Source organism: Thermomonas fusca DSM 15424 (assembly GCF_000423885.1).
Classification (GTDB): Bacteria; Pseudomonadota; Gammaproteobacteria; order Xanthomonadales; family Xanthomonadaceae; genus Thermomonas; species Thermomonas fusca.
In genome coordinates this window covers 40,571-58,689 of record NZ_AUIV01000009.1, presented here as the reverse complement: position 1 = coordinate 58,689, position 18,119 = coordinate 40,571, and the positions used below count along the sequence as shown (strand labels likewise).

At 70.1% G+C, this 18,119-nt stretch carries 14 protein-coding genes; 5 read left to right on the top strand and 9 right to left on the bottom strand.

Annotated elements, in window-relative coordinates; genetic code table 11:
* Positions 1-6 precede the first annotated feature (6 nt).
* From otsA to G582_RS0104960, 6 genes are all read right to left on the bottom strand, one after another.
* Complete coding sequence (otsA, locus tag G582_RS0104985; protein ID WP_028838891.1) at positions 7-1,383, bottom strand: alpha,alpha-trehalose-phosphate synthase (UDP-forming); 1,377 nt, start codon at positions 1,381-1,383, stop codon at positions 7-9.
* Complete coding sequence (locus tag G582_RS0104980; RefSeq protein ID WP_028838890.1) at positions 1,380-3,176, bottom strand: glycoside hydrolase family 15 protein; 1,797 nt, start codon at positions 3,174-3,176, stop codon at positions 1,380-1,382. The genes otsA and G582_RS0104980 overlap by 4 nt, the downstream gene beginning before the upstream one ends.
* On the bottom strand, positions 3,173-3,931 hold the full coding sequence (otsB, locus tag G582_RS0104975; protein ID WP_028838889.1) for a trehalose-phosphatase: 759 nt from the start codon (positions 3,929-3,931) through the stop codon (positions 3,173-3,175). The genes G582_RS0104980 and otsB overlap by 4 nt, the downstream gene beginning before the upstream one ends.
* Before the next feature lie 127 nt (positions 3,932-4,058).
* Positions 4,059-5,198, bottom strand: a complete 1,140-nt coding sequence (locus G582_RS0104970) for a DUF3182 family protein (protein ID WP_051246739.1) — start codon at positions 5,196-5,198, stop codon at positions 4,059-4,061.
* A 241-nt stretch (positions 5,199-5,439) separates the two neighbouring features.
* Positions 5,440-6,201, bottom strand: coding sequence for a flagellar brake protein (locus G582_RS17150; RefSeq protein WP_051246736.1), 762 nt, complete (start codon positions 6,199-6,201; stop codon positions 5,440-5,442).
* A 46-nt stretch (positions 6,202-6,247) separates the two neighbouring features.
* Entirely contained in the window at positions 6,248-7,573 is a 1,326-nt protein-coding gene (locus tag G582_RS0104960) for a dicarboxylate/amino acid:cation symporter (RefSeq protein ID WP_028838887.1), read from the bottom strand.
* A 104-nt stretch (positions 7,574-7,677) separates the two neighbouring features.
* Here G582_RS0104960 and G582_RS0104955 point away from each other — a divergent pair, with 104 nt between their 5' ends.
* A complete protein-coding gene (locus tag G582_RS0104955) occupies positions 7,678-9,390 on the top strand; it encodes an alkaline phosphatase (RefSeq protein WP_038052981.1) in 1,713 nt (570 codons plus the stop codon).
* Between the two features lie 53 nt (positions 9,391-9,443).
* Here G582_RS0104955 and G582_RS0104950 read toward each other — a convergent pair whose 3' ends face one another.
* Entirely contained in the window at positions 9,444-9,893 is a 450-nt protein-coding gene (locus tag G582_RS0104950) for a CopD family protein (protein WP_038052978.1), read from the bottom strand.
* Between the two features lie 117 nt (positions 9,894-10,010).
* Between G582_RS0104950 and G582_RS0104945 the strand changes: the two genes are divergently transcribed.
* From G582_RS0104945 to G582_RS0104930, 4 genes are all read left to right on the top strand, one after another.
* Entirely contained in the window at positions 10,011-10,604 is a 594-nt protein-coding gene (locus G582_RS0104945; protein WP_028838884.1) for a class I SAM-dependent methyltransferase, read from the top strand.
* 87 nt (positions 10,605-10,691) lie between these two features.
* Positions 10,692-12,005 (top strand): polyhydroxyalkanoate depolymerase, encoded by a 1,314-nt coding sequence (locus tag G582_RS17845; RefSeq protein ID WP_211219302.1) that lies wholly within the window; start codon positions 10,692-10,694, stop codon positions 12,003-12,005.
* A gap of 60 nt (positions 12,006-12,065) precedes the next feature.
* Complete coding sequence (locus G582_RS17840; RefSeq protein WP_028838883.1) at positions 12,066-12,983, top strand: peptidylprolyl isomerase; 918 nt, start codon at positions 12,066-12,068, stop codon at positions 12,981-12,983.
* A 69-nt stretch (positions 12,984-13,052) separates the two neighbouring features.
* Positions 13,053-13,346 (top strand): hypothetical protein, encoded by a 294-nt coding sequence (locus G582_RS0104930; protein ID WP_028838882.1) that lies wholly within the window; start codon positions 13,053-13,055, stop codon positions 13,344-13,346.
* 90 nt (positions 13,347-13,436) lie between these two features.
* Here G582_RS0104930 and G582_RS0104925 read toward each other — a convergent pair whose 3' ends face one another.
* Both G582_RS0104925 and G582_RS0104920 read right to left on the bottom strand, forming a co-directional pair.
* Positions 13,437-15,962, bottom strand: coding sequence for a TonB-dependent receptor (locus G582_RS0104925; protein WP_051246733.1), 2,526 nt, complete (start codon positions 15,960-15,962; stop codon positions 13,437-13,439).
* Between the two features lie 81 nt (positions 15,963-16,043).
* Positions 16,044-18,089, bottom strand: coding sequence for a tetratricopeptide repeat-containing sulfotransferase family protein (locus tag G582_RS0104920; RefSeq protein ID WP_343122282.1), 2,046 nt, complete (start codon positions 18,087-18,089; stop codon positions 16,044-16,046).
* Positions 18,090-18,119: the final 30 nt, after the last annotated feature.

Sequence of the window (18,119 nt, the reverse complement as noted above, 5' to 3'; positions counted from 1 at the left end):
GGCGATTCAGCTGCGCGGCGCGGCGCGCAGCGTGGCCAAGAAGTCCTCGCACCAGGCGTGGATGTCGTAGCGCGCCACCGGCGCCATCATCGACCGCCAGCGCTCGCGCCGCTCCGCCAGCGGCATCGCCGCGGCGCGCGCGAACGCGTCGGCCACCCCATCGAGATCGTGCGGATTCACCAGCAGCGCCCCTTCCAGCTCGGCGGCGGCACCGGCAAACATCGACAGCAGCAGCACGCCCGGGTTCTCCGGGTCCTGCGAGGCCACATACTCCTTCGCCACCAGATTCATGCCGTCGCGCAGCGGCGTCACCACGCCGATCGCGGCCAGCCGGTAGAAACCTGTCAGCGTGGCATGGGCGAAGTTTCGGTTGACGTAGCGCAGCGGCGTCCACTCCGGGTCAGCATGGGTGCCGTTGATGTGGCCGGCGATACCCTCCAGCTGGTCGCGCAGCAGCCGGTATTCCTGCACCTCGCCGCGCGAGACCGGCGCGATCTGCAGGAAGGTCATGCGCCCGCGATCCTCGGGATAGCGCTCCAGGTAACGGGAAAAACCTCGGAAGCGCTCCGGCAGGCCCTTGGAATAGTCCAGCCGGTCCACGCCGATGGCCAGCTCGCGCCCGCCCATGCTGGCGCGCAGCTTGCGCACCGCCGGCTTGGACACGGCAGCCGCAGCCTGGCTGGCGATCCGGCGTGCATCGATGCCGATGGGGAAGGCGCCGACGCGGACGCTGCGCCCGTCGGGCAGGCGCAAACCATCATCGCCGACGAGAGTCGCGCCACCGAACAGCCGCGCGTAACTGCGGAAGCGCTCGGCATCGCGCCGGGTCTGGAAGCCGACCAGGTCGTGGGCGAACAGCGCGCCGAACAGCTGCGCGTGGTCGGGCAGCGAGGCGGCGATGTCCGCCGACGGCATCGGCACGTGCAGGAAAAAGCCGATCCGGCAACCCACGCCGCGTTCGCGCAGCATCGCCGCCAGCGGGATCAGGTGGTAGTCGTGGATCCACACGGTGTCGTCGTCGCGCAGCAGCGGCGCCAGCCGCTCGGCGAACAGCGCGTTGACCCGGCGGTAGCCGGCGCGGGTTTCGCGCGCGTAGTCCACCAGGTCCAGGCGGAAGTGCAGCAGTGGCCACAGCGTGCGGTTGGAGAAGCCGTTGTAGTAGGCCGCCACGTCCTGCCGCGACAGGTCCAGGGTGACGTACCGGATGCCGCCGTCGGTCTGCTCGTGCAGCGCACCGCTGCCCTCGCGCGCGGTCTTGCCGCTCCAGCCGAACCACAGCCCGCCGCGCGCCGCCAACGCCGCCTGCAGCCCCACCGCCAGCCCGCCGGGCGCGCTTTCGCCGGGCAATGCAACGCGGTTGGACACCACCACCAGCCGGCTCACAGCGCCTCCGTCCATGGCCGCGACAGCCGCATCGCCGCCATGATCAGGCCCACATGCGAGTACGCCTGCGGGAAGTTGCCCCAGGCCTCGCCGTCCTCGAAGGCCATGTCCTCCGACAGCAGGCCAAGGTGGTTGCGGCGCGCGAGTACGCGTTCGAACAGCTGCCGCGCCTCGTCGTGGCGGCCGATCGCCGCCAGCGCGTCGATGTACCAGAACATGCAGATGGTGAAGCTGGTTTCCGGCACGCCGAAGTCGTCCGCGGCGACATAGCGGAACAGCCCGTCGCCGCGCTTGAGCTCGCGTCCGATCGCTTCCACCGTGGCGACATAGCGCGGGTCGTCGGCCGGCAGCAGGCCGATGTCGGCCAGCAGCAGCAGCGAGGCGTCCAGATACGTGCTGTCGAACGAGGCACTGAACCAGCCGACGTCCTCGCGCCACGCGCGTTCCAGCACCTTGGCGCGGACGCTGTCCGCGCGCTCGCGCCAGTAGCGTGAGCGCTCGGCAAGACCGAGCTTGGCCGCCACCCGTGCCAGACGATCGCAGGCGGCCCAGCACATCGCCGCAGTGTAGGTATGCACCTCGGCGCGGCCGCGGAACTCCCACAGGCCGGCATCGGGTACGTCGTGAAGCGCGAACGCGCGCTCGCCCAGCGGCTCCAGCCGGGCGAAGGTGGCGATGTCGCCCGGATCGGCCAGGCGCTGGTCGAAGAACAGCTGGGTTGTGGCCAGCACCACGCTGCCGTACACGTCGTGCTGCTTCTGCAGCCAGGCCAGGTTGCCGCGCCGCACCGGGCCGCAGCCGCGGTACCCGTCCAGGGACGCCACTTCCTCCTCGTGCAGCGCGGTCTCGAAGGCGATCCCATACAGCGGCTGCAGGCTGCCGTCGTGGGTGGCGATGTCGAAGATGTAGCGCAGGAACCCCTCCATGCTGCGGGTCGCGCCCAGCCGGTTGAGCACGCGCACCACGAAGGCCGCGTCGCGCAGCCAGCAATAGCGGTAGTCCCAGTTGCGCGACGACCCCGGCGCCTCCGGGATCGAGGTAGTCATCGCTGCGATGATCGCGCCGCTGTCCTCGTACTGGCACAGCTTCAGGGTGATGGCGCTGCGGATCACCGCGTCCTGCCACTCCAGCGGGATGGACAGGTAGCGCACCCATTCGCGCCAGTAGTCCAAGGTGCGGTTCAACGCTTCCTCCACGTAGCCGTCGATCGAGCGCGCCAGCGGCTCGTCCGGCCCCAACACCAGGTGCAGGCGGTGGTTCAGCACGAACGGCAGCTGTTCGCGGACGAAGCGGACAGGCACGTCGGTGGTCAGGCGCAGGGTCATCTGCGGCAGCAGCCAGCGGAGGTGGTTGCTGCCCCAGGTGCTGTCCGGGATGCGCGCGCCCCAGTCCGCCAGCGGCCGCGCCCGCACCCGGATGCGCGGCGTGCCGGCCAGCGGGGTGATCCGCCGCACCAGCGATACCGGCCGGTAGAAGCGCGCGTTCTGGTGCCAGCGCGGTGCGAAGTCGATGATCTCCACCGAGCCGCCGCGACTGTCGTGCAGCACCGTGCGCAGCACCGCGGTATTGGCGATGTAGTGCTGCTCGGCACGCTCGAAGTCTTCCAGCTCGATGGCGAAGTCGCCGCCCGGATGCTGGCGTGGCGACAGCAGCGCGCAAAACGCCGGGTCGCCGTCGAACGCCGGCAGGCAGGCCCAGACCACCCGCGCCCGCGCATCGATCAGCGCGGCGAAGCTGCCGTTGCCGATCACGCCAAGGTCGAGGCTCTGCGCCGTTGGAGTGTCTTCGTTCATGCCGCCTCCTGCAGCCAGCGCCGCACGGCGGCCGGGTCGGCCAGCCGGTGTGTCGCCAGCGTCGGCCGGCGGTTGCCGACCACGATGCTGATGCCGTCTCGCCGGTTGACCAGCGCGAAGCCGTGCTCGTCGGTGAGATCGTCGCCGGCAAACACCGGCCGCCGCCCGGCGAACGGCGGCTGGGCCAGGAACGCCGCGATCGCGGCGCCCTTGTCGGCGCCGTCCGGCCGCAGCTCCAGCACGCAATCGCCCGGCTGCAGCCGGTAGCCCGGCAGCCGTGCCAGCGCCAGCGCGGCGAAAGCGCGCACGCGCGGCTCCGCTTCCGGCTCGGCGCGCCAGTGCAATGCCAGCGCGCGGCCCTTGTCTTCCACCCGCGAGCGCGGATGCGCGGCCAGCCATGCACGCGCATCGGCCACCACCGCGGCCCATGCCCCCGGCTCGACCGCAGCCGCGGGCTCCGCCTGCGGCATGGCCGCGCCGCGCAGCTCCAGCCCGTGCAGCCCGCCCGCCGGAAACCGCGCCGGCGCGAACAGCCGGTCGATGCCGGCGATGCCGCGACCGCTCACCAGCGCCAGCGCGCCGTCGAGCCGCTGCGCGATCAGCGCAAGCTGCCTCGACAGCGACGGCGGCACGCGGACCAGGTCGGGATCGTCCTCGAATTCGAGCAGGCAACCGTCCACGTCGAGGAACAGGGCCCAATGCTCGGACAGCGGCGGTGGTGCGGGCAAGGGTGCGTCGGTCTCGGCAGCGGGCATGGGGGTACCGGAAGGGAACATGCTGCGGCGCCGCCGGCGATCTCGGGCGATGGCGGACGGCACGCTGCTGCAGTTGTACCCGGCCGGGTGTTGCGGAAATGTCACGCCGCGCGGGCGCGACGGCGACTCATGCCACCAGGCCGGCGCTTTCCTCCTCGACGATGCGCGCGTACTTGCACGGCGAACGCGCGTCGCCGCGCCATGTCATTACCGCACCCGCCGGGACGCGCTCGCCGGCGAAGCTTTCCACGGTTTCGGCCACCACCCGTTGCAGCCCCGGCAGCAGGGTGAAGCGTTCGATCGCCAGCAGTTCGGCCATGCTCGCGCCGCCGAAGCGCCACGACTGTTCCAGCACCCCGTGGTGCCGCCGCCCCAACCGATCGACCCCGGCAATCACGTCGTAGTTGCAGCGGCTGGCCACCACCCCGTAGGCGTGGCGGATGACCGCGTCGTAGCGGCTGGCCGCCTGCACCGCAGCGCGCGCCTTGCCCGGGCGCAGGGTCGCTTCCAGCTCGGCGAAGCCGCCGCGCACCACCTCCAGCCGCGAGCCGCCGTACCCGGCCACGCCCTGCGGGGTGATGAGGTTGCGCTGGGTGCCGACATAGGCGATGCGATGCCCGCCCGGCAGGGTGCTGAAGCCGACGCTGAAGGTGGTCGATTCGGCGAGGTCGCGTTCCAGTACCAGCCCCTGCTGCAGCGACTGCGGCGATGCCGCATCCAGCCAGTTGCCCAGTTCCTCTTCGCTGCGGACCACGCGTTGGCCCTGCCCGCCGCGCGCCTGCGGGTGCTTCAGGCGCACCGCGCCGCCGCGCAGCAGTTCCAGCCCGGCGGCCAACGCGTCATCGCGGCAGAACACCGACCAGCCCGGCAGCGTGCAGTCCTCCAGGCCGATGATGTCGATCCAGCCCTTCGGCGCCGCTGCGTGCCGGCCCCACCGCGGATGGCTGACCAGTTTGGTGGCGACGAATTCGGCAGGCACGATCCCGCCCCAGAGCTGGCTGCCGTCGCTGACGCCCAGCGCCGACGCCTCGCGCCGCGACAGCGTCGCCGAAGGAATCCAGTAGCGTCCGCAGGGCGGCAACGGCGCTGCGGCCGCCACCCGGCGGGCGCCGAACAGCGCCGCCAGCCGGCCGGCCGCGCAATGCAGCACCGCCAGCTCGTGCGGGTCGCGCCCGTCGCCGCATTCCGTCACCGAAATCTCGACCGGCAGCGCCGACCACCGGGTTGCCGTCGTCCTCGTCACCTGCTGCCGCAGCGTTGCAGTCATCCCGATGTCCTCGTGCGTGGTCAGTGGCCTTGAAAACGCCGCCTTGCCTCGGGATTGTGGCGAGGCGTGGATGACGGGAATCCCACCAAACGCCGCCCCCAACAGCGCCGGAAGTGCAGATTTTTCCCCCTTTCGCAGAATGTTCAGGGAGCCCGGCCTCATTTCTTCACCAGACCATCGCGTCCGTCGGGCAACAAAAAACCCGCCAGCGGCGGGTTCGGGAAATGCCTGTCCTGCCGCGCTATTCCAGCCCGCGCCGGCGCGCCAGCTGGTCGCGATCCAGCTGCATCAGGTAGCGGAACAGCTTGCGCTGCGCCGCGGGAGTAAGCCCGACGAACTCGCAGCCGGCCTGCGCCGCGTCGTAGCCGATATGGCCGCGCGTCAGCACGTGGCGGATCTGCAGGTTCACTTCCACCTCGCCGATATCCGGCAGCTCGATCCGGCAGCCCTCCAGCACGTCGCCGGTCTTGAACGTGGCTTCCGCGCGGGTGGCAACGATGGCCAGCCCGCCGCCGCCGATGTCGCGGATGCTGGCCCGGACCTCATGGCCGCCGTCGGGCAGGCGCAGGTGGCAGACCAGAGTGCCGCTGGGCGGTTCGCGCCGCATGAACTCGCGCCGCTGCAGATACAGCATCCGCACCGGCAACGACAGCCGCAGCGCCGGCTTGTCCTCGAAGCTGTCCAGCCACGCCGGCCCGGCGGAAAAACGCAGCGCGGCGCGGTCGATGCTGCCTTCGATGCGCAGCAGGTGCGCGCCCATCCAGTCATCCAGCAGCTTGCGGCTGGACGGCACGTCGATCCACAGCGAGGCCTCGTCCACCCGCAGCAGCATGGTCGCCATGCTGTGGTCGCTGCCTTCCGCGCGCACCGTCAGCGCACAGCGTTCGCCCGCCAGCCGCTGCAGGTGGTGGCGGATCTCGCCGAGGTCGTGGACGTAGAACTTGTCGTAATAGCCGTCCAGGTCGGCCGCGTCCAGCTCGGAGGGGGGCGAAACTTCGCTCATCATCCAAGCTTAACGGCTCGCCGGCGGCGATGCTTGATCGCGGCGCTCACTCCGCGTCGGCCAAGTCGCCCTCGCGCACCCCGACATTGGTGGGCGCGGCCTCGTAGATGTCCCGGTCCAGCAGCCCGGTTTCCCGCGCCACCAGCACCGGCACCAGGATCTGCCCGGTCACGTTGGTCATGGTGCGCATCATGTCCAGCACGCGGTCGATGGCGTACAGGTAGCCGATGGTTTCCAGCGGCAGCCCGGCCGCGCTCAGCACCACCGTCGCCATGATCACCGCCGTGCCGGGCACGCCGGCGGTGCCGAAGCTGCCCAGCACCGAGGCCAGCGCGATGATCAGGTACTGCGACAGCGACAGCTCGATCCCGGCGTACTGCGAGATGAACACCGCCGCCAGCGCCGGGTAGATCGCGCCGCAGCCGTCCATCTTGATGGTCGCGCCCAACGGCACCGCGAACGCCGCGTAGTCCTTGTCCACGCCGAGGTTGTGGGTGGCGCTGCGCAGCGACACCGGCAGCGCGGCGAAGCTGCTCGAGGCCACGAACGCCACCTGCATGCCGGGCGCGGCGCCGCGGAAGAACTTCAGCGGGTTCAGCCCGTGCGCCAGCAACAGCCCGCCGTACACCACCACGATGTGGAAAGCGCAGGCCGCGTACAGCGCGAACACGAAGTTCAGTAGCGGGCGCAGCTGCTCGAAGCCGTAGCCGCCCACCAGCGCGGCGATCAGGCCGAAGGTGCCGAATGGCGTGAACTCCAGTACGTAGCGGGTCACCTGGATCATCACGTCGCTGGCTTCGCCCACCAGCTTGCGCACCCCCGTGACCTTGTCGCCCAGCTTGACCATCGCGAAGCCGACCAGGCCTGCGAAGAAAATCACCTGCAGCACCGTGCCACTGCGCGGCACCAGCACCTTGGTGCCGTCGGCCAGCTTGGCGGTGGCGGCGCCGCCCAGCGCCTGGAACGGGTTGGCCGGCACCAGGTTGAGCAGCATGTCCAGCGCGCCCGGCACGTCCTTGGGCTTGTAGTCGGAGGCGATCTGCAGCACGCCGACGCCGCTGCCGGGCTGGATGATCCAGCCGAACAGCAGGCCCACGCCCACCGCCAGCACGGCGGTGAAGGCGAACCAGGCGAAGGTGCGGCCGGCCAGCGCGGCGATCGACTTCTGCCCGCTCAGCGAGGCCACCGCGTTGATCACCGCGAAGAACACCAGCGGCACCGCGATCATCATGATCAGGGTGACGTAGAGGTCGCCGATCGGCCCGAACCAGGTTTCCGCGTCCTTGCCGAACGCCCAGCCGGCCAGCGCACCGAACACGAAGCCCAGCACCACGCGCTTCCAGAACTTGATGCGGAACCACCAGTCGAACATGCGCGTAACCCCGGGAAAGTCCGTGGAACGATACCGGAGCGCCGCCCCGGCGTCAGCGCCATCCGCGCAACACTGCGGACATGGTGACCATTCATAATGGCGCGATGACCAATCTGCATCTGCGCCTGCTGCCGCTTGCCTGCAGCCTGACCCTCGCCGCCTGCGCCGGCACCCCGCCTGCGATCGCGCCGCCCGCCGCCAACGTGATGGTGGAAGTGCCGGCAGTCGTCCATCCCGCCGGCGAAACCCCCGCCTGGTGGTATCGCAGCGGCGCCGCGCAGGCCGCGCAGCGCGGCGCCATGGGCGGCAACGCCCGCAACGTGATCGTCTTCCTCGGCGACGGCATGAGCCTGGCCACGGTGGCCGCGGCACGCATCCTGGAAGGCCAGCGCAACGGCGGCAGCGGCGAGGAGCACCTGCTGTCCTGGGAAGCCTTCCCGGCCACCGCGCTGGCCAAGACCTACAACACCGACGCGCAGACCCCCGATTCGGCCGGCACCATGACCGCCATCACCACCGGGGTGAAGTCGCACATGGGCGCCATCGGTGTGTATGCCGGCAACAAGAACGATTGCGCCGACAGCCTGGGCAAGCAGGCGCAGACCTGGCTGGAACTGGCCGACGCCGCCGGCATGGCCACCGGCATCGTCTCCACCTCCCGCGTCACCCACGCCACGCCCGCAGCCACCTATGCGCACGTGCCCAACCGCAACTGGGAGAACGACGCTGCGCTGCCGCCACGCGCCGTGGCCGAAGGCTGCCGTGACATCGCCCGCCAGCTGGTCGACGCCAGCCGGGACGGGCGCGGCCCGTCGATCGTGCTGGGCGGCGGCCGCAAGCAGTTCCTCACCACCACGCAGGCCGACCCGCAGCAGCCCGACAAGCGCGGCCTGCGCCGCGATGGCCGCGACCTGATCGCCGAATGGCAGCGGGCGCACCCGCAGGGCGCCTACGTCACCAGTGCCGCGCAGCTGGCCGCCGCGGCAGGCGCGGGCAGCGTGCTGGGCCTGTTCAACCACGACCACATGCAGTACGACCGCGACCGCATCGCCAACGGTTCCGCGGAACCCAGCCTGGCCGAGATGACCCGCGTGGCCATCGACCATCTGTCGCGGAAGGGCGAGGGCTATGTATTGATGGTGGAAGCCGCGCGTATCGACATGGCCCACCACGAGGGCAATGCATTCCGCGCGCTCGACGACACCATCGCGCTCTCCGACGCGGTGCGCGCGGCGATGCAGGCGACCTCCGCCGACGACACCCTGATCCTGGTGACGGCCGACCACGCGCACACCCTCGGCTTCGTCGGCTATCCCGCCCGCGGCAACCCGATCCTGGGCAAGGTGCGCGGCAGCAGCAGCTTCGACGGCGAGCCGGGCAAGCTGGCGCTGGATCTCGATGGCCAGCCTTACACCACCCTCGTCTACGCCAACGGCCCCGGCAACACCGGCGCCAGCGACGCCCAGCCTGCCGGCCCCAAGCGCTACCCGCACTGGCCGAAGCAGCAACTCGCGCCCGCCAGCGGCCGCCCGGACCTGGCCGACGTGGACACCACCGACCCGGATTACCTGCAGGAAGCGCTGGTGCCACTGGGCGCCGAAAGCCATGGCGGCGACGATGTCGGCGTCTGGGCACGCGGCCCGGGCAGCCAGGCCGTGCGCGGCACGCTGGAGCAGAACGCGCTGTACCACATCCTCGTGCAGGCCACCCCGCGCCTGCGCGCGGCGCTGTGCGCGAAGCAGCTGTGCGACGGCAACGGCGTGCCGGTGGAACTGCCGCGGATCGAAACCTTCCGCCAGCCGCCGCCCAGTCCCTGACCGGGATCCGGCTTCACGGCGCACCGACAGCACTCGCGAAGCCGGAGTGCGGATCAGAACGGCTTGGCCAGCACCAGCCAGACGATCGCCACCAGCGCCGGCAGCGGCAGTTCGTTGAACCAGCGCAGTGCCCTGCCCGACGGCAGCGGCCGGCCGCGCTCGACACCCTTCAACCAGCGCCCGCTGACGATGTAGAACGCGAACAGCACCACCACCAGGCCCAGCTTGGCATGCAGCCACGCCGTGCCCGCGCCGACCATGGTCGGGAACGCCGGCAGCACCCGGTAGCCCAGCCACAGCACCAGCCCCAGCACGAAGGCGATGCCGAACATCACGTGGCCGAAGCGATACAGCCGCCGCCCCATCAACAGCAGCCGCGCGCGCACCTCCTGCGACTCGCCCGCCTCGGCGATGTTGACCAGGATCCGCGGCAGGTAGAACACCGCCGCCATCCAGGCGATCACGAACACCAGGTGGAAGGTCTTGGTCAACAGGTAGGCCATGCGGTCGCTCCGGAATGTTTCAATTCGCCATGCCCGCGCGGGCGCTGGCCGATGCGCCTTCGCCGCTGCCGCTGGCGCGACCCTCGACGATGACAACCGGCGGATGATACGCACACGATGACCAAGACCTACGACCGCGCCTACTTCGACCGCTGGTACCGCCACGGCGGCATCGGCCACGCCGCGCGGCTGGCGCGCAAGGTGGCGCTGGCGGTGGCGACCGCCGAATACCACCTGGAGCGGCCGATCCGCAGCGTGCTGGACATCGGCTGCGGCGAGGGCGCGTGGCGCGCGCCGCTGCTGAAGCTGCGTCCGAACGTGCAGTATCTGGGCTTCGACAGCAGCGACTATGCCATCGCCCGCTATGGCCGCCGCCGTGGCCTGCACCACGCACGCTTCGCCGATTTCGAGCATCTTCGCCCCTGCCCGCCCGCCGACCTGCTGGTCTGCAGCGACGTGCTGCATTACCTGGACACCCGCGAACTCGACCGCGGCCTGCCCGCGCTGGCCGAGCTGTGCGGCGGCGTGGCCTTCATCGAGGCGTTCGCCCGCGGCGACGGCGCCGAGGGCGACGAACACGGCTTCAAGCAGCGCAGCGCAGCATTCTACCGCGAGCGCCTGCGCACGCTGGGGCTGCGCCCGCTGGGCTCGCACTGCTGGCTGTCGCCGGCACTGGTGCCGCACGCGACCGCGCTGGAACTGCCGGACTGATCGGCAGAACCGGGATAGCGATCACAGCCCCGTCATGCCCATGGGTTATGCTGCAGTGCCGCAATCCGGGGCGACCCAAGACTCACCATGCTGCTGTACCAACTGCACGAATTCTGGCGGGCGGGCCTTGCGCCCTATACCTATTGGGCCGACGCCGGCGCGAAGATGTATTCCGCGCAGGACAGCTGGCTGTCGGCGCTGCCCGGTGCGCCGCGCACGTCGGCCGCGTTCGAGCTGATGTACCGGCTGGGCAAGGATTACGAGAAGCCCGAATTCGGCATCCACCAGATCGAGGTGGAAGGCCTGTCGATCCCGGTGGTCGAACGGGTGGCGCTGGAGAAGCCGTTCTGCCGGCTGCTGCGCTTCAAGCGCTACCACGACCAGGCCGACGGCCTGGCGCGGATGAAGGATGACCCCACCGTGCTGGTGGTCGCGCCGCTGTCCGGCCACCACGCCACGTTGCTGCGCGACACCGTTCGCACCCTGCTGGCCGACCACAAGGTCTACATCACCGACTGGACCGACGCGCGCATGGTGCCGGCGGCCGAGGGTGCGTTCACCCTCGACGACTACATCGCCTACGTGCAGGAATTCATCCGCCACATCGGCGTCGAGCGCCTGCACGTGATCAGCGTCTGCCAGCCCACCGTGCCGGTGCTGGCGGCGATCTCGCTGATGGCGGCGCGCGGCGAGGCTCTGCCGAAGTCGATGACGATGATGGGCGGGCCGATCGACACCCGCCAGTCGCCCACCTCGGTCAACAACCTCGCCACCCGCCAGCCGCTGTGGTGGTTCGAGAACAACGTCATCCACACCGTGCCGGCCAATTACCCCGGCGCCGGCCGCCGCGTGTATCCGGGCTTCCTGCAGCACCTCGGCTTCGTGGCGATGAACCCGGAACGGCACTCGACCTCGCACTGGGACTTCTACCAGGACCTGGTCAAGGGCGACCTCAGCTCCGCGCAGTCGCACCGCAAGTTCTATGACGAGTACAACGCGGTGCTCGACATGCCCGCCGAGTACTACCTCGACACCATCCGCACCGTGTTCCAGCAGCACCTGCTGCCGCGCGGCCTGTGGGACGTGGCCGGCGAGCGGGTCGACCCCTCGAAGATCCAGGGCTGCGCCCTGCTCACCATCGAGGGTGAGCTGGACGACATTTCCGGGCAGGGCCAGACCCGCGCCGCGCACGAGCTGTGCACCGGCATCGCCGACGCCGACCGCAAGCACCTGACCGTGGCCGGGGCCGGCCATTACGGCATCTTCAGCGGCCGCCGCTGGCGCACCCAGGTGTATCCGCAGGTGCGCGCCTTCATCGCCGCGCATGCCGGCAAGCCGGCTGCGCCTGCAGCATCGACTGTGAAGACAGCGCCCGCGAAAAAGGCCGCGCCGCGCCGCTGACCGGCGCACCGGCGGCAGCGCGCGGCGGCTATGCTTGCCGCTTTCACCGAGGATGCCGCCATGCGCCACGCCCTGCTCGCCTTCGCCGTTGCCGCCTTCGTCGCCGCACCCGCCATCGCCGCGGACGGCGCCCAGCCGCCCAAGCGCAAGTCGGCGCAGGAGATCATCGACGCCGCCCCGGCCAGCGCCTGGCGCAGCCTCGACCCGGCCAACACCCTGTACATGGAGCTGCCGTCCGGGCGGGTGGTGATCGAGCTGGCGCCGGGCTTCGCGCCCGAGCACGTGGCGAACATCCGGACGATGGCCAAAGGCGGCTTCTGGGACGGGCTGACCATCTACCGTTCGCAGGACAATTTCGTGGTGCAATTCGGCGATCCGGACGGCGAGGAAGCCGGCAAGGCCAAGCCCTACCCGGCCGGCACCAAGACCCATCTGCCGGCGGAATTCACCCGCAGCGACAAGGGCGTGCGCTTCGACCGCCTGCCCGACGTGGACGGCTGGGCGCCGCAGGTCGGCTTCGCCGACGGCATGCCGGCCGCGCGCGACCCGAAGACCGGCAAGCTGTGGATGGCGCACTGCTACGGCGTGCTCGGCGCCGGCCGCAACAGCGCGCCCGACAGCAGCATCGGCGCCGAGCTCTATGTCGTCATCGGCCAGGCCCCGCGAGCGCTGGACCACCAGCTGACGGTGGTGGGCCGGGTGGTCAAGGGCATGGAGCTGCTCAGCGTCATCCCGCGCGGGCCGGCGCCGATGGGGTTCTACGAGAAGCCGGAACAGCGCGCGCCGATCCTGTCGATCAAGCTGGCCAGCGAGGTGCCCGAGGTGCAGCGCACCCCTTTGCAACTGCTGCGCACCGACAGCAAGGCGTTCATCGATGCCACCGAGGCGCGCCGCAACCGGGTGGACGACTTCTATACCCAGCCGGCCGGCCACATCGACCTGTGCAACGTCAGCCTGCCGGTGCGGCCGGCGCCGTGAGCGGCGCCATCACCCGGCGTTCGCCTGCCTCCGCCTAGCCTGCGCTTTCCTTCCCTGGAAACCGCCACCATGCCCATGATGCGCATCCGCCTGACCGGCAGCGAGGACGATGTCCGCGCGATCAGCAACCTGTTGCAGAGCCTGGACGGCATCGAACACGTCGAGGAAGTCGACGACCTGATGCCGCACATGGACGATGCCGACTCCAGCTCGGCGGGGCTGAGCGACGTCGAGGGGCCGGATACCCATGAACTCGAAATCGACGCGCCCAACGCGGCGGCCGCGCAGAAGGTGCGGCAGACGGTGGAGGCGCTGGCGTTCGACCTCGACGTAGTGGCGGAATTCGAACAGGACGAAGGCTGAGGCCACCCGCAGCGCCACCGGCCTGTGCATCACGAACGGAAAAGGCGGCCGAGGCCGCCTTCTCCGTTGCATCGTCCGGTCGGCGCCGGATCAGAACTCCTTGCTGACCCGCACCCCGAACGTGCGCGGCTGCGCAATCACCGTGTAGGGCTCCGCGCCGCAGGTCAGCGCGGCGCACTGGGCGAACCGGCTCATCTGCGCGCGCTCGTCGAAGGCGTTCTTCAGGAACAGGTCGACCGACCAGCTGTCCTTGCGCCAGCCCGTCGACAGGTCGACCAGCGTGTAGCCATCGAGGTAGCCCAGCAACGCGGTTTCGGCACCGCGCATGTCCACCCGCCGTTTGCCCGCGTGCGACAGCGAAGCCTGCCAGTACGCCTCGCCCGAGCCCAACTCGAAGCTGTAGCGGGCACTCAGCGCACCCTTGAAGCGCGGCGTCACCGGCAGCGAGGTGCCGGCCGCGGCCTGCGGGCCGTCCACCGCATCGCCATTCGGGTCCAGCGTGCCGGCAGGGCAGACGGTTTCCGGCTTGCCGTCCGGCTTCAGCCAGCCGCAGAAGTTCTCGGTCAGCTTGGCGTCGTACCAGGCGAAACTGCCGGTGAACTGCAGGTTGTAGGTCGCCGCCCAGCTCAGATCCAGTTCCACGCCATCGATCCGCGCCTGATTGGCGTTGCGGATTTCGGTCAGCCCGTTCTGGCCCAGGTAGGAGAACTGGAAGTCCTTCCAGTTCTCGCGGAACACCGCGCCATTGAAGATCAGCGTGCCGTCCGCCCACGAGGTCTTCCAGCCGGCCTCGTAGTTGGTCAGGAAGTCGGAGACGTACGGCGGCAGCGTGCCGCGACGGTTGATGCCGCCGGGCCGGTAGCCCTGCGACCAGGTCGCGTACACCAGCTTCTTGTCGTCGATCTTCCAGGTAGCGTTGAGGCGGTAGGTGGCGTCGTTCTCCTTGAGCTGCTTGTCCACCACCTTGCACGGGGCGCCGTCGTACGGCTCCCAGTTCGAGGGCGCGCCGTACTGCGCCAGGCAGCCGGCCTCGCCGTAGCGGTCGGCCGGATCCAGGCTGCTGCCGGAGGAATAGCCGTTGGCGAAGCCGAAGTAGCCCTTCAACCCGTTTTCGGAGCGGAACCAGCGGCCGCCCGCAGTCAGTTCCAGCTTGTCGGTGGCATCGAAGCTGACTTGGCCGAACACCGCCTGGTCGCGGTCGCGGCGATCCTGCTGGGTCAACCAGATGGTTTCCGGCCAACCGCTCACCGACAGATCACTCGCCAGGCCGTCGATGCGGTAGCGCTGCTCGATGTCGTGGCTCTGCTGCTGCCAGAACAGGCCCGCCACCACTCGCACCCGGTTGTCCTGCGGCGAGGCGATGCGCAGCTCGTGGCTGGTGCGCTTGTAGCCGTCCTTGGCGTCGATGTGCTGTGCGGGATTGATCAGCTCGCCGTTGTCATCGTAGAAGTACGCGCCATAGCCGGCCAGCGCGTCGTACCAGTAGCCGTAGTCGCTGTAGTCGGACGCGGAATCGACGTCGCGCTTGAGGTGCGAGAACACGTAGGTCAGGTCGAAGTTGCCGATCTTGCCTTCCACCGTCATTGCCGCCTGGTACCAGCGGTCGTCGGAGAACTCGGGGTAGAAGTGCTTGACCGCCATCTCGCCGCTGGAAGCGTCGTAACCGGCGGCGGCGCTGCCCACCATCGGGTCGATGCCGGCGCTGCCGTAGGCCTTCTGCTTCTGCGCGATGACATGCGGGGTGATGGTCCAGCGGTCGTTGATGTCGAAGCGCAGCGCCGCGCGCATGCCGACGGTATCGGCGGTGTTGTAGTTCTTCTCCGCCAGGTCGGCGTTGTCGTCGACGATGCCCGAGGTGGGATAGGTGCGGGTGCCGTACAGGTTGTCGACATAGCCGGCGTCGTGCTTCTGCCAGCCCACCAGGCGCACCGCCGCGGTGTTCTCCTTGATCGGCAGGTTGACGAAGCCTTCCAGCACGTGGCCGATGCCGCCGCCGTCGATGGCGTTGACCTCCGCTGCCACGCCGGCCGAGAACCCGGATGGATCGGGCTTGCGGGTGATGATGCGCACCGTGCCGGACTGCGAGCTGGCGCCGTACAACGTGCCCTGCGGACCGGCCAGGGCCTCGACCCGGTCGATGTCGTACATGTGGATGTCGAGCGCACCCTGGATGGTGGTGATCGGCTGCTCGTCCAGGTACATGCCCACGCTGGGCTGGGAACCGGAATGGTTGCCGTCGCCGCCGCTGGCCACGCCGCGCATGTACACCTGCACGAAGCCCGGCCCGGAGAACACGCCACCGCCGGCGGTGCCGTAGCTCAGGCTGGGGATCATCTTGGCGTAGTCGGCGAACGAGGCGACGTTCTGCTGCTCGAGCTGCTGGTTGCCCAGCACCTGCAGGCTGATCGGCACCTTCTGCAGGTTCTCCTCGCGCTTCTGCGCGGTCACCGTGACGGTATCGAGGGTGCGCGCCTCGCGGTCCTTCTGCGGCGGTGCGGCCTCCTGCGCCCATGCCGGCGCGGCGAACGCCAGCGCCACCGCGGCGGCCAGCGGGATCCTGCGGAAACTGCGGTATGTATCGCCGTTACGCCGGCGATTGCGTTTGCTTGCTTGCATCGTGGACTCCCCTCCAGTTGTGGCACTCATCGTTGTTGTGCGGTTTCGCAGCCCCCCTGCCGCTCGACCGATTACGCACCTTCAGCGCCAGGCCGGCAACTCCGCGGCCGGCGGCACCGCCGGATAGCGGGTCAATACCGGCCCCAGCGCCTGTTCCAGCGGCCCCAGCCACGGCGCGAAATGCCGCCACTGGTCCAGCCCCTCGCGGTAGATCGGCCGGCGCACCTGTTCGGAGCTGGCGGTGCGCACCGCCCGCTCGTTCTCGAAGAAGCGCAGGCAGCGCTGGTCGAATTCCAGCCCGCAGTAGTCCAGCAGCGCGCGCACCTGCGTTTCGGTGTCGGCCACCATGTCCTCGTAGATCACGCGATGGACGCGGCCCGGCAGCACCGCGTCGAAGTGCGCCATCAGCGCCACGTAGTCGGCGTAGTAATGGCCCATGTCGGCCAGTCCATAGCTGAAGGCCTGGCCGCGTGCGAAATGCTGCTTGAAGTTGGAAAAGCAGCAGGCCAGCGGATGCCGGCGCGCGTCGATGATCTTCGCGTTCGGCAGGATCGCGTGGATCAGGCCGACGTGGGCGAAGTTGTTCGGCATCTTGTCGATGAACAGCGGCCGGCCCTCGCGCCGGTGCGGCTGCGCCCGGCGCAGGTAGTCCCGGCCCAGCGCTTCCAGTTCCGCCCGATCCAGGCCGGCCAGCACGTCGTGGTAGGACGTGGTTTCCGGTCTGCCGTCGCGCTGGCGCAATTCGCGGGTGATCGCGATCAGCGCAGGCAGCTCCATCGTCCCTTCCACCTGCGGGTGGCTGGAGAGGATCTGCTCGATCAGGGTGGAGCCGGCGCGCGGCATGCCGACCACGAAGATCGGATCGGGGGCGGCGCAGCCCGCGTCTTCGCGTTCGGCGAAGAAGGCGCGGTTATAGGTGCGGATCGCGCGGCGGGTGCGCTCGCGCCCCAGCTCGGCGTCATAGGGCAGCTGGCTGCGCCGCAGCGCGTTGCCGCGGGCGTAATGGGCAAACGCGTCGGCGTGGTCGCCGGCATCTTCCAGCGCCTTGCCGAGGGCGAACTCGAAGTGCAGGCGGGCGTCGTCGTCGAGATCGTCGCGGCGCAGCTGGGCGCGCATCGCCTCGATGTCGGCGGCATCGAAGCGCACCGTCTTGAGGTTGGCCAGGCTCCACCACGCGGCGCCGAAGCCGGGGTTCAGCGCGATCGCGCGGCGGTAGGCGACCACCGCGTCGGTGGTGCGGTTGGCGGTCTTGAGCGCGTGGCCGTAGCCCAGCCAGACCTGCCACTGCCCCGGCGCGCGCGCCAGCACGGCTTCGTAGGTGGCGATGGCACCGTCGAAATCGCCCAGCTTGCCCAGCACGACCGCGCGCATGTTGCGCAGCGGCTGGTTGCCGGGATCGCGCTCCAGCAGGCGGTCGATCTCGGCCAACGCCTCGGCGTGGCGGTTGCCGCGGTTGAGCACGGCGGCGTAGTTCTGGCGCGCGGCGTCGAAGCCGGGCGCGCGCTCCAGCGCATGTTCCAGCAGCAGCGCGGCTTCCTCGTTGCGGCCCAGCCGCACCGCCAGCTCGGCCAGCATGCGCAGCGCCGCCACGTCGCCGGGCTGGCGCGCCAGCCGCGCACGCAGGCGGGTTTCGGCCTCGGGCAGGTCGCCGCGGGCCAGTGCATCGGCGGCCACCATCAGCGCCGGATCGTGCGCGCTGTGGCGCACATGCTGGAGGTAGGCGGCATCGGCGCCGTCGTCGTCCCCGGCGGCGAAACGCAGGTCGGCCAGCGCCAGCCAAGCACCGGGCAGGACCGGCTGCAGCGCCACCGCTCGTTCGGCGCAGGTCAGCGCGTCCACCCGGCGGCCGGCGCCGGTGCGCGCCCGCGCCAGTTCCAGCCAGGTCATGGCCGAGCGCGGCTGCGCGCGTGCCAGCCGGTCAAGCCGCTGCTGCGCGGCGTCGAAGTCGCCGCGTGCGGTATCGGCCATGCCCAGCAGCAGTTCGGCAGCGGGATGCCCGGGCGCCACCGTCAGCACCTCGCGGGCCTGCTCCGCGGCCAACGCGGGGTCGGCGACCAGCAGCTGCAGGGCGTTCGCCAGCGCGCGCTCGACGTCGGCGGTCGGTGCCGGGGCGGTCATGGTCTGCATGCACGTCCCCGTCCCATGTCCGTCGCCCGT

Coding starts and splice junctions, on each gene's coding strand:
- G582_RS0104920 (WP_343122282.1), bottom strand. CDS start 18,089: ATGCAGACCATGACCGCCCCGGCACCGACCGCCGACGTCGAGCGCGCG.
- G582_RS0104925 (WP_051246733.1), bottom strand. CDS start 15,962: ATGCAAGCAAGCAAACGCAATCGCCGGCGTAACGGCGATACATACCGC.
- G582_RS0104945 (WP_028838884.1), top strand. CDS start 10,011: ATGACCAAGACCTACGACCGCGCCTACTTCGACCGCTGGTACCGCCAC.
- G582_RS17150 (WP_051246736.1), bottom strand. CDS start 6,201: ATGAGCGAAGTTTCGCCCCCCTCCGAGCTGGACGCGGCCGACCTGGAC.
- otsB (WP_028838889.1), bottom strand. CDS start 3,931: ATGCCCGCTGCCGAGACCGACGCACCCTTGCCCGCACCACCGCCGCTG.
- G582_RS0104960 (WP_028838887.1), bottom strand. CDS start 7,573: ATGTTCGACTGGTGGTTCCGCATCAAGTTCTGGAAGCGCGTGGTGCTG.
- G582_RS0104980 (WP_028838890.1), bottom strand. CDS start 3,176: ATGAACGAAGACACTCCAACGGCGCAGAGCCTCGACCTTGGCGTGATC.
- G582_RS0104970 (WP_051246739.1), bottom strand. CDS start 5,198: ATGACTGCAACGCTGCGGCAGCAGGTGACGAGGACGACGGCAACCCGG.
- G582_RS17845 (WP_211219302.1), top strand. CDS start 10,692: ATGCTGCTGTACCAACTGCACGAATTCTGGCGGGCGGGCCTTGCGCCC.
- G582_RS0104955 (WP_038052981.1), top strand. CDS start 7,678: ATGACCAATCTGCATCTGCGCCTGCTGCCGCTTGCCTGCAGCCTGACC.
- G582_RS0104930 (WP_028838882.1), top strand. CDS start 13,053: ATGCCCATGATGCGCATCCGCCTGACCGGCAGCGAGGACGATGTCCGC.
- G582_RS0104950 (WP_038052978.1), bottom strand. CDS start 9,893: ATGGCCTACCTGTTGACCAAGACCTTCCACCTGGTGTTCGTGATCGCC.
- G582_RS17840 (WP_028838883.1), top strand. CDS start 12,066: ATGCGCCACGCCCTGCTCGCCTTCGCCGTTGCCGCCTTCGTCGCCGCA.